This window comes from Reyranella sp. (assembly GCF_050185545.1).
Lineage (GTDB): Bacteria > Pseudomonadota > Alphaproteobacteria > Reyranellales > Reyranellaceae > Reyranella.
Genome location: NZ_JBFWZI010000184.1, coordinates 1 through 10,913, shown reverse-complemented (window position 1 = coordinate 10,913; position 10,913 = coordinate 1). Strand labels below are relative to the sequence as shown.

Below are 10,913 nucleotides of genomic sequence, written 5' to 3'. Positions count from 1 at the left end.
CCTCCCCAACGGAGCTGGGGAGGAACGCGAAGCTTACGGCCCCTCCATCCCCTTCTTCTTCAGGATCGGCAGGTTGGCCGGGTCGGCGAAGGCGCGCAGCAGTTCGGCGGCGGCCGCCGGCTCGCGCGAGGTGGACGAAATTCCGCCCGAGTACATCGTGTAATGCTGGACATGGAGCGGCAGCGGGCCGACCAGCACCGCGCCGGGCACGACCAGGATCTCGCTTGTCTGCTGCATGTCGATCGTGGCCTCGCCGTTCACCACCTTCTCGGCAACCAGGCCGCCGCGCACCAGCACGCTCTTGGGCTTGAGCTGCTCGGCGATGCCCAGCGTCTCGAACAGCCTGGCGAGGTAGATGCCGCTCGAGCCGCCAGACGCGGGATCGATGTAGGCGACGGCGCGCGCCGCGAGCAGGCTCTGTTTCCAGGCATCGACGGTCGAGATGTCGGGCAGCGGCGCGCCCTGCTTGACGGCGACGCCGATGCCGGAGCGGACCAGCGGCTTGCCGCTGCTCTGGACGACCTTGTTGCCGAGGAACTGGGCCATGCCGGAGGGCGGCATGACGATGACGTCGAAATATTCTCCGGCCGCAATGCGTTTGGCGAGACCGCCTGCCGTGTCGTTCTCGATCTTCACCTTGTGGCCGGTCTTCTTCTCGAACTCGGGCACCAGCTCGAGCGCCACCGGCTTGAAGGCGCCGGCCGTCAGCAGCTTCAGGTCGGCGGCAGACGCCGGTCCAAGACCAATCAGGCAAAGGCCAAGGCAAAGGGAGATCGGGATACGCACGGTGGCTCGCTCCTAGGCGGGTTTCCCCATGATGTAGGGCTTCAGTGCCGCATACATGAAGGCGTGCGTCGGCGTCGCGACGCCGTGCCTTCTGCCGAGCTCGACGACCTTGCCGGACAGCCAGGGCAGCTCGATGCGATTGCCGCGCAGCAGGTCGACGGCCATCGAAGGAATGAGGTCGGGCGGCGCGACGCGATTGAAATCGAGCGTCCGCTCCACCGCGTCGGCGGGCAGGGGTACGCCGGCGGCGCGGCCGACGGCGGCCACCTCCTCGTAGGCGGTGGTGAACCAGGGAGCGATGTCCGGATCGTCGCGCAGCCTGCCGATCGGCAGGCGCGCCAATGCCATGATGCCGGAATTGGAGGCGAGCAGGATGAACTTCATCCAGAGCTCGCTCAGAATCGACAGGCTCAGCACGACGTCGATACCGGCCGCGCGCGCCAAGGCTGCGAAGGCCTCGGCACGCGGGCTCGCGCGGCCGTCGAGCTCGCCGAAGGCGATGCGCATCACCGTGCCGGTCTGGCGGATCACGCCCGGCTCGGCGATGGTCGCGCTGATATTGGCGACGCCGCCCATCACCGCCTGCTTGCCGACAATGGGCGCCAGGCGGTCGGAGGCATCGACGCCGTTCTGCAGCGGAATCACCGCCGTGTCCGGTCCGATCATCGGCCTGATCGCCTCGCCGGCGCTCTCGACGTCCCACAGCTTGACGCAGAACAGCACGACATCGACCGGGCCCACGGTGCGCGGGTCGTCGGTCGCCCGGGTCGGCAGCAGATGGGTGTCGCCGCGCGGACTCTCGACCCGCAGGCCCTTTCCCCGCATTGCCGCCAGATGCGCGCCACGGGCGATGAAGGTGACATCGGCGCCGGCTTTCGCAAGGGTTGCGCCGTAGCCGCCGCCGACTCCTCCCGCGCCCACTACCGCGATACGCATGTCACGCTTCCCAACACGATCCGGCCGCTCTCGCAGGCGATTGCGTCGCCGTCCGCCTGCCCGATGCGCAGCGCATGATCGGCCGGCAGCGCATGGCGTTCGTTGCCCAGTCGAATGACGGCGCCGCCATCGGGGCAATAGGCAACGTGCAAACCGGATCGCAGTCGCCGATCCTCGCTCGCAGTCAGTACGGCAAGATCGAGCGCGACGCGGCTGCGGTCGCCCAACAGATTCAGCACTTCCACCGGCCCGGCCTCGAGACGGCTCACGATCGCGAGCTCGCCGGCAAATCGTACCGGCCTGAAGGGCGTGCGCACGTCGATCTCGCCGTCCGGCGTCTCGAGCACGAGGCCGCGTCCGCTCACAAGCACCTGGATGCGGTCGAAGCCGGCATAGTCCGAGAACGGCGCGGGCGTCGTGATCGGCGTCCGGCTGAAGCGCCAGACCTCGCCATCGTGGGCGATGTCCGTCGTGATCCCGCCGCCGTTCTTCCACGGCGTGCGGCGATAGTCCCGGGGGCTGAGACGGCGCAACGATCGGTCATGGGGACCGCGGGCGTCTCGCCCGCTCATGAATTATGAGCAGGCGAGACGCCCGCGGTCCTATGAAGAACATGAACCGCGTTCGTCATGCGGCAGCCACCGTGCCCTGCGCCAGCAGGGCGTCGATGTCGCCATCGCCATAACCGTGCTCGGCGAGGATCGCCCGCGTGTGCTGGCCGGTGAGCGGCGCGGTGGCTCGCGGCGTGCCGTCGATGGGCGGCAGCTGGCCGGGCAGCGTGGGTACCGGCACGGGCCGGTTCAGGCCGGCCTGGGCGAGCCACTGGATCAGGCCGGTCTCCTGCACCTGCGGTTGCTCGAGGAACTCGGCGTAGCTGTTCAGCCGCTCGTGCATCAGGCGCGCCTCGGTGAGGCGCCTGTTCCACTCGGCCCATGGCCTCGCGGCAAGGGCGGGGCGGACGATGGCGTAGAGCGCCACGTCGTTGGCCAGGCGGTTGGCTGCGGAATCGAATCTCGGATCGTCGGCCAAATCCGGCAAGTCCATGGCGCGGCACAACGCGCGCCAGTCGCGCTCGTTGATGGCCACGATCGACATCCAGCCGTCGGCGATCCTGAACACGCCGCCCGGCGCGCCGCCCGGCTTCATCGTGCCGCCCTCGAGATGGCAGGCCATCAGGCGGATCGATTGCAGGGCGGTCGCCGCCTGCATCAGGCTGGCGTCGAGATAGCGACCGCGCGTCTCGTCGCGGCGGGCATAGAGCGCGGCCGACAGGCCCTGGAAAGCGTAGAGACCTGTCGACATGTCGACGACGATCACCGGCACGCGGTGCGGGATGCCGTCCTCGCCGCGATTCTCCATCATCAGGCCGGTATAGGCCTGCAGCACCGGGTCCATGGCCGGCCGCTCGGCGAGCGGGCCACTCTGGCCGAACCCGGAGATCGAGAGGTAGAGCAGCCGCGGCTCGCGCGCCGAGACGGCGGCAAAGTCGAAGCCCAGCCGCGTGATGACGCCGGGGCGAAAGCCTTCGAGGAAGACGTCGGCGCCTTCGAGCAGGCGCCACAGCACCCGCTTGCCGGCCTCCGCCTTGAGATCGATGGCGATACTGCGCTTGCCGAGATTGCCCACGATCGAGAAGGCCGAATGGTTGCCGTAGCGCGTGCCGAGCGTACGCGCCCAGTCGCCCTCGCCGATGCCTTCGACCTTGATGACATTGGCGCCGTGCTGGGCGAGCAGCATGGCGCAGTAGGGGCCGGCGATGCCCTGGCTGAGGTCGATCACCTTCAGCCCGGCGAACGGCGCGTCGTAGCTCATGCAAGCTTGACCAGCATCTTGCCGAAATTCTCGCCGCGCAACATGCCGATGAAGGCGCGCGGCGCCTTGTCGATGCCCTCGACGATGTCCTCGCGGTACTTGAGCCTGCCGCTCCTGATCCACTCGCCCATCTGGCGGCGCGCCGGCGCGTAGCGTTCGGCGAAGTCGGTGACGATGAAGCCGCGCGCCGTCACGCGCTTGCCGACGAAGGTGCCCATGAGGCGCGGGCCCATCGGCGGCGTGGCGGCATTGTATTGCGAGATCGAGCCGCACAGGGCGACGCGGCCGAAGGTGTTGATGTTGCGCAGGACGGCGTCGGAGATATCACCGCCGACATTGTCGAAATAGACGTCGATGCCGTGCGGGCAGGCGGCGCTGAGCGCGGCGTCGAGATCCTTCTCGGCCTTGTAGTCGAGGCAGGCGTCGAAGCCGAGTTCGCCGGTGACGAAGGCACATTTCTTGCCGCCGCCTGCGATGCCGACGACACGGCAGCCCATGATCTTGCCGATCTGGCCCACCACCTGGCCGACCGCGCCCGAGGCGGCCGAGACGACGATGGTCTCGCCGGGCTTGGGTTGGCCGACCTCGAGCAGGCCGAAATAGGCGGTCATGCCCGGCATGCCGAGCACGCCGTTGGCGGTCGAGATCGGCGCGATCGAGGGATCGATGACGCGCAGGGTCGGCCCGCCGCCAAGCGCGAACTCCTGCCAGCCGAGACGGTCCTCGACGATGTCGCCCACCTTGAAGCGCGAATTGTGCGAGGCCACGACCTCGCCAACCGTGCCGCCGGTCATGACCTCGTTGAGCCCGACCGCCGGCGCATAGGACGCGGCCTCGCGCATGCGCCCGCGCTGGTAGGGATCGAGCGAGAGATAGAGCACCTTGACCAGCACCTCGCCGTGCCGCGGCTCGGGCACGGGAACTTCCTCGACCCGGAAATCCGATTCGGCCGGCTCGCCGGGTGGCCGGCGCACGAGGACGACACGTCGATGGGTCTTGGGAATGGCAGCCATGGGGTTCGCTCCGGCATCAGGTGTGGCCGGTACCATAGCGCACGACCGGGGAGCGGCAATGCGGAGGCCCAGGCCGGTTCCTTGGTGCGGATCGCAAAGCCGCGATTGCTGGCGGGCTCCCCCTTTTCATCCCGGGAGTGGTATCAGGGTCGACAATCGAAGCGAACGGCCTCTCCGGGAGAGCACAATGCCTTTGATCAAGCGTCTGAGCTTCATCGGCCTCGAATACGCCTTCGCGCCCGAGAAGGCCTACGGCATGTCGCGCGGCGGCGGCCATCGCCGGCAGGGCGGGCTGGTCGAGGTCGAGACCGACTCGGGCGTGCTCGGTGTCGGCGAGGCGTTCGGCAACCCGCTGGTGACGCGCGAGTATTTCCGCATGGTCGAGCCGATGTTCGCGGGCCAGAGCGTGTTCGATTTCGACCATGTCGAGGCACGCATCCGCAATGCCATGTATCATCTCGGCGTCGGCAACCAGCTCACCGCCTGCCTTGCCGCCATCAACGTGGCACTGTGGGACGCCATTGCCCGGGGGTTCGGGGTGCGCGTGTGCGACCTGATTGGCGGTTGCGGCGCGACGCGCATCCCGGCCTATGCGTCGACGGGGTTCTTTTCCAGCGACCCCGATCGCCAGCTCGAGCACATGCTGGCGGAGGCGGCGGCCCATCCCTATGCCGGTGCCAAGATCAAGATCGGCCGCGGCATCAGGGACGATGTCGCGCGGGTAAAGCTGGCGCGCCAGATGTTGAGGCCCGACATGCTGCTTATGGTCGACATCAACGGTGCCTACACCGCCGATGTAGCCCTGGAATGCGCGCGCGCCATAGAGCCCTTCGGCATTCACTGGATCGAGGAGCCGCTGCCGCCCGGCGATCTCAGGGGCTACGCCGAGCTGCGCGCCCGCTCACCGATCGCCATCGCCGCCGGCGAGGCGCATCACACGGTGCGCGATTTTCGCGCCCTGATCGACGGACGCTGCGTCGACATCGTGCAGCCCTCGATCGCCGGCACCGGCGGCCTGACGGAGGCCAAGCGGATCGCCACCCTGGCGCACGCCCAGAACCTCAGGGTCGCCCCGCACGCCTGGGGCGGTGCGGTCGGCCTTGCCACCACCTGCCATTTCATCGCCGCGCTGCCGGCGAGCCCGCACACCGGCCATCCGCCGCATCCGCTGATGCTCGAGTACGACATGAGCGACAACGCGCTGCGCACCGGGCTCCTGCGCACGCCGCTCGTGCTCGAGGCCGGCCATGTGCTGCTGCCGGACGGTCCCGGCCTCGGCATCGAGCTCGACCGCGACGCCGTGGAGCGCTACCGGCTTTGCTGATCATCTTCTCTAACCCTCCCCCGTAATCACCCCGTAATCGGGGGAGACACCCAGCACGCCCGGCACGCGTCACGATGCTGAGAAAATCGGGACGGAGCCCGCCCCGATTTTCATGGGAGGGATTTGAGATGTGTCCACTCCGAAGCGGCGAAGCCGGGAGGACGAAGAGAGGGATTTGCTGCCTGCCGCCGGCCGTGCCAATCTTTTGGCGTACAGAACGACATGCTCTTGGGGGATTCGCGCATGATACAACCAACGCGCCGGGCCTTTGCCGCTGCCACCGGCCTCGCCACGCTCGGCTTGGCTCTCGGGGCCGCCGCGCAGCAGCCGGTCAAGATCGGAATCATCTATCCGCTGAGCGGCAACTCGGCGAGCGCCGGCAACTACTCCAAGATGGCGATCGAGGTCGGCGCCGACGTCGTCAACAACGGCAATGCCGAACTGGCCAAGATCATGCCGATCGCCAAGGGCGGCGGCCTGTCCGGCCTGGGTGGCGCCAAGGTGCAGCTGATCTTCGCCGACAACCAGGGCACGCCGGCGGCCGGCCAGAACCAGGCGCTGCGCCTGATCTCCGAGGAGAAGGTGGCGGCGCTGATCGGTGCCTACCAGTCTGGCATCACCGTCACCGCGAGCGCCATCGCCGAGCGCCATGGCATCCCGTTCCTGACCGCCGAGTCGGTCGCCGCCAATCTGACCGAACGCGGCTTCAAGTGGTTCTTCCGCACCACGCCGGTCGCCATCGATTTCGCCCGCGCCTACTCGACCTTCTTGCGCGAGCAGAAGGCGGCCGGCCAGAAGGTCGGCTCGATCGCCATCGTCCAGGAGAACACCGAGTACGGCAACTCGGTGGCGAGCGTGATCGCCGATCAGTTCGCCAAGGACGGTCTCACGGTGACGCAGAAGATCGCCTACTCGGCCAACTCGAGCGACGTGCAGCCGCAGGTGCTGCAGCTCAAGGAGAAGAACCCCGACGTCGTGATCTTCATCTCCTACACGTCAGACGCCATCCTCTACACCAAGACCATGAAGGAACTGGGCTGGAAGCCCGCGATCATGATCGCCGACAATGCCGGCTTCAACGATCCGGCCTTCGTGAAGAGCATGTCCTCCCTGGTCGAGGGCCTGGTAAACCGCTCGACCTTCGCCGGCGGCAAGCCGGGCAGCGTCCCCTACATCTTCAACGAGCTCTATAAGAAGAAGACCGGCGGCGACAATCTCGACGACGTGTCGGCGCGTGGCCTGCAGGGTTTCCTGGTGATGGCCGACGCCATCAACCGGGCGGGCTCGACCGAGCCGGCCAAGATTCGCGATGCGCTCAAGGCCACCAACCTGCCGGCTGACCAGATGGTGACCGGCTACGACGGCGTGAAGTTCGACACCAAGGGCCAGAACGTGCTGGCCTCGACCCTGGTGACGCAGATGCGCAGCGGCAAGTACGTCGCCATCTGGCCCAAGGCTCGCGCCACCGACCAGGTCGTCCTGCCGTACAAGGGCTGGTGATCGGAAGCTGGTGATCGATCGACGCGATCTGGCGGGGAGCGCGGATAGGGTGTCGCTGACCTTGGTCCAGGTGATCGTGAGCGGGCTGCTGCTCGGCGCGGTCTATGCCCTGTTCTCCTCGGGTCTCACCTTGATCTGGGGCATGATGAACGTCGTCAATTTCGCGCACGGCGATTTCGTCATGCTCGGCATGTACACCGCCGTGGTGGTCTGGACGGCACTGGGTGGCGGGCCGTTCGCCGCCGTGCCGGCAGCCGCCATCGTCATCGCCACCCTGGGTGTGCTGAGCTATTTCCTGCTGGTCCGCCACATCATGCGCGGGCCGATGCTGGCGCAGATCCTGGGCACCTTCGGCCTGGCGCTGTTCCTGCGCTACGTCGCCTTCTGGACCTTCGGCGCCGACTTCCGCACGTTGCCCGACACGCTGGTCGGCGGCTCGTTCCAGCTCCTCGGCATTCGCTTCGAGGGCTCGCGCGTCCTGGCCGGCGGTGTCGGTCTCGCGATCACACTGATCCTGCATCTCGTGCTGACCCATACCGCAGTCGGCAGCCGCATGCTGGCAGTCTCGGAGGACGCGACCGCCGCCCAGTTGATGGGCATCCGGCCGCAGCGCATGCAGGCCCTCGCCTGGGGCATGGCCGGTGCCGCCACCGGCATCGCCGGTGCCCTGATCGCCAATTTCTTCTACACCTCGCCCACGGTCGGCGAGACGCTCGCCATCCTGGCTTTCGTCACCGTCTCGTTCGGCGGCTTCGGCAGCGTCATGGGCGCGCTTGCGGCCGGGCTGATCATCGGCGTCGTCGAATCGCTGTCGGCCTACCTGGTCGGGCCGGTCTACAAGGACGTCATCGTCTACGTCCTGTTCGTGCTCGTGCTGTGGTTCAGGCCGCAAGGCCTGATGGGGAAAGCCTGATGGGTGGGGCGTGACCCGCTACCTGCTGCCCGGCGCGCTGCTGCTGGCGGTGCTGGCCTATCCGCTGCTGGCGGCGGGCTACCCTGTCTACGAGCGGCTGGGCGCGCTGGTGCTGCTGGCGGCGATCGGCGCCTCGGCATGGAACATCGTCGGTGGCTATGCCGGCCAGGTCTCGGTCGGCCACGCCGTGTTCTTCGGCTTCGGCGCCTATTCCGCGGTCGTGGTCTACACTCATCTCGAGTGGCCGCCGATCGCCGGCGCGCCGATCGGCATGGTGCTGAGTGTGGCGCTGGCCGCCGTGATCGGCGTGCCCACCCTGCGCCTCTCCGGCCATTATTTCAGCATGGCCACCATCGCCGTCGCCGAGCTGGTGCGCGTGCTGAGCTCGACCTCTGAGTTCCTCGGCGGCGCGCAGGGACTCGGCGGGCCGGCGATTCCGCGCACCGTCTTCGACCTCTCCTTCCTCTCGGCGACGCCCTTCTACTACATCTTCCTGGCGGTGCTGGCGTTCCTGCTCGGCCTCACCTGGTGGATCGAGCAGAGTCGGATGGGCTTCTACCTGCGTGCCATCAAGGATTCGGAGCGCGCTGCCCGATCGCTCGGCGTCTCGTCCGGTCGCTACAAGCTCCACGCCTACATGACTAGCGGCGCCTTCACCTCGCTCGCCGGCTCGCTCTACCTCTGCATGTTCGGCTTCGTCGATCCCGAGTCGGGCTTCGGCATCCTGATCTCGGTCAAGATGGTTGTGATGGCAGCCCTGGGCGGCGCGGGCCAGCTGTTCGGGCCGCTGGTCGGCGCGCTCATCCTGGTGCCCCTCGAAGAGCTGTCGAACAGTTACCTCGGAGGCCGCGGTGCCGGCCTCACCTTCGTCGTCTACGGCGCCATCATCGTCGTGATCGCCCGCTTCCTGCCGAGCGGGCTGCTGTCGCTGCTCGAGCGCCGGCCGGCCAAGGCCCGTTCCTCCGCCAAGTCCGAGGTCGCGCGCAGCCATGCCGATTGACGCACGCACATGCTGATCGAGGCACGCAATGTCACCAAGGCATTCGGCGCCTTCAAGGCGGTCGACGACGCCTCGGTGTCGGTCGATGCTGGCGACATTCTCGGCCTGATCGGCCCCAACGGTGCCGGCAAGTCGACCTTCTTCAACTGCCTGACCGGCGACCTGCCGGTGACCTCGGGTACCGTGCTGTTCGACGGCGCCGACGTAACGCGCCGGCCGCCCGAGGCCCGGGCCGCGCTCGGGCTGGCGCGTACCTTCCAGGTGCCGCTCACCTTCGAATCGATGTCGGTGCTCGACAATGCCACGATCGGCGCCCTGCTGCGCCACGCCAATGCTCGCGAGGCGCGCGCCAGGGCGCGCGAGGTGCTGCAGCGGGTCGGGCTCGGGGCGGTGGCCGACGCGCCGGCGCGCAGCCTCGGCACGCCCGGCCGAAAGCGCCTGGAGATTGCCCGCGCGCTCGCCTCGGAACCCAAGGCCCTGCTCCTCGACGAAGCGATGGCCGGCCTCACGCCGGCGGAGGTGCACGAGGCGATCGAGCTGGTGCGGCGCATCCATGGCGGTGGCATCACCATCGTGATCGTCGAGCACATCATGGAGGTGATCGTCTCGCTTGCCCGGCAGGTAGTCGTCTTCCACCAGGGGTGCGAGATCGCGCGCGGCTCCCCGCGCGAGGTGACCAGCGATCTCAGGGTGATCGAGGCCTATCTCGGCCGCCGCCGCGTGCGGCACGGGGCCGATCCATGAGTTCCAGCGCACCGCTGTTGCGCATCGAGCACCTGCAGGTGCGCTACGGCGACTTGATCGGCGTCGCCGACGTGTCGCTCGACGTGCCGACGGGATCGGTCGTGGCGCTGCTTGGGTCCAATGGCGCCGGCAAGACGACGACGCTCAATGCCATCGCGGGCATCGTGCCGACCTCGGCGGGCAGCGTGACCTTCGCCGGCGAGAACATCGCCGGCCAGCCGGCCTTCGCCGTGGTGCGCAAGGGGCTGGCGCTGTCGCCCGAAGGCTGGCGCCTATTCACCCAGCAGAGCGTCGAGAACAACCTGATGCTGGGCGCGACGCCACTTGCCGATCGAGGCCGAATTCCGCGCCTGCTGGAGCGCGTCTATTCGGTGTTTCCCCGCCTCGCCGAGCGGCGCAGGCAGCGCGCCGGAACCATGTCGGGCGGCGAGCGCCAGATGCTGGCGGTCGGCCGCGCGCTGATGAGCGATCCCAAGCTGCTGCTGCTCGATGAACCCAGCCTGGGCCTGGCGCCGGCCATCGTCGATTCGATGTACGACGCGTTCGCCGCCCTTCACAAGGACGGCCAGACCATCCTGCTGGCGGAGCAGTCGGTCGACCTGGCTCTCGAGGCGGCCGACCACGCCTATGTCCTGCAGGTCGGCCGCACGGTCCTTGAAGGTCCGGCGCGCGATCTGGCGACCAACCCTGACGTGCAGCGAATCTATCTCGGTGTCGAATAGCCCGCTGACGCCTAGTGTCGATTCAATGACCTTCAGATATGCAGACATTGGTCGGGGCGAAAACCGTGCCAGTCAATGACGTCGTCGCCCAAAAGTTGTAGTATTGCGGCATTTGCGGGGGAGATCGCCATGCCGATGACAAATCGTCTGTACGCCGAGTTCC

The 10,913-nt window shown here is 67.8% G+C and carries 11 protein-coding genes; 6 read left to right on the top strand and 5 right to left on the bottom strand.

Annotated features, from left to right (window positions below; translation table 11 throughout):
* Positions 1-33 precede the first annotated feature (33 nt).
* From AB7O82_RS31200 to AB7O82_RS31180, 5 genes are all read right to left on the bottom strand, one after another.
* Positions 34-786, bottom strand: a complete 753-nt coding sequence (locus tag AB7O82_RS31200; protein WP_428621057.1) for an extracellular solute-binding protein — start codon at positions 784-786, stop codon at positions 34-36.
* A 12-nt stretch (positions 787-798) separates the two neighbouring features.
* Positions 799-1,722 carry a 2-dehydropantoate 2-reductase gene (locus AB7O82_RS31195; protein WP_428621056.1) on the bottom strand — a complete coding sequence of 308 codons (924 nt, stop codon included), beginning with the start codon at positions 1,720-1,722 and terminating at the stop codon, positions 799-801.
* The gene (locus AB7O82_RS31190) at positions 1,707-2,255 is read right to left on the bottom strand and encodes a HutD/Ves family protein (protein ID WP_428621054.1); all 549 of its coding nucleotides are present in this window, start codon (positions 2,253-2,255) and stop codon (positions 1,707-1,709) included. Before AB7O82_RS31190 ends, AB7O82_RS31195 begins: the two co-directional genes overlap by 16 nt.
* Positions 2,256-2,349: 94 nt before the next feature.
* Positions 2,350-3,534: a CaiB/BaiF CoA transferase family protein gene (locus tag AB7O82_RS31185; RefSeq protein ID WP_428550255.1), complete on the bottom strand. Its 1,185-nt coding sequence runs from the start codon at positions 3,532-3,534 to the stop codon at positions 2,350-2,352.
* Positions 3,531-4,547 (bottom strand): NADP-dependent oxidoreductase, encoded by a 1,017-nt coding sequence (locus AB7O82_RS31180; RefSeq protein WP_428621052.1) that lies wholly within the window; start codon positions 4,545-4,547, stop codon positions 3,531-3,533. Before AB7O82_RS31180 ends, AB7O82_RS31185 begins: the two co-directional genes overlap by 4 nt.
* Positions 4,548-4,734: 187 nt before the next feature.
* Here AB7O82_RS31180 and AB7O82_RS31175 point away from each other — a divergent pair, with 187 nt between their 5' ends.
* The 6 genes from AB7O82_RS31175 to AB7O82_RS31150 all read left to right on the top strand — a co-directional run bounded on the left by AB7O82_RS31175 (position 4,735) and on the right by AB7O82_RS31150 (position 10,750).
* A complete protein-coding gene (locus tag AB7O82_RS31175; protein WP_428621049.1) occupies positions 4,735-5,871 on the top strand; it encodes a mandelate racemase/muconate lactonizing enzyme family protein in 1,137 nt (378 codons plus the stop codon).
* Positions 5,872-6,114: 243 nt separating this feature from the next.
* Positions 6,115-7,371: an ABC transporter substrate-binding protein gene (locus AB7O82_RS31170; protein WP_428550264.1), complete on the top strand. Its 1,257-nt coding sequence runs from the start codon at positions 6,115-6,117 to the stop codon at positions 7,369-7,371.
* A gap of 49 nt (positions 7,372-7,420) precedes the next feature.
* On the top strand, positions 7,421-8,284 hold the full coding sequence (locus AB7O82_RS31165; RefSeq protein WP_428550267.1) for a branched-chain amino acid ABC transporter permease: 864 nt from the start codon (positions 7,421-7,423) through the stop codon (positions 8,282-8,284).
* 10 nt (positions 8,285-8,294) lie between these two features.
* The gene (locus AB7O82_RS31160) at positions 8,295-9,284 is read left to right on the top strand and encodes a branched-chain amino acid ABC transporter permease (RefSeq protein WP_428550270.1); all 990 of its coding nucleotides are present in this window, start codon (positions 8,295-8,297) and stop codon (positions 9,282-9,284) included.
* 9 nt (positions 9,285-9,293) lie between these two features.
* The gene (locus tag AB7O82_RS31155) at positions 9,294-10,028 is read left to right on the top strand and encodes an ABC transporter ATP-binding protein (RefSeq protein WP_428550273.1); all 735 of its coding nucleotides are present in this window, start codon (positions 9,294-9,296) and stop codon (positions 10,026-10,028) included.
* Entirely contained in the window at positions 10,025-10,750 is a 726-nt protein-coding gene (locus tag AB7O82_RS31150; protein ID WP_428550275.1) for an ABC transporter ATP-binding protein, read from the top strand. Before AB7O82_RS31155 ends, AB7O82_RS31150 begins: the two co-directional genes overlap by 4 nt.
* Positions 10,751-10,913 lie beyond the last annotated feature (163 nt).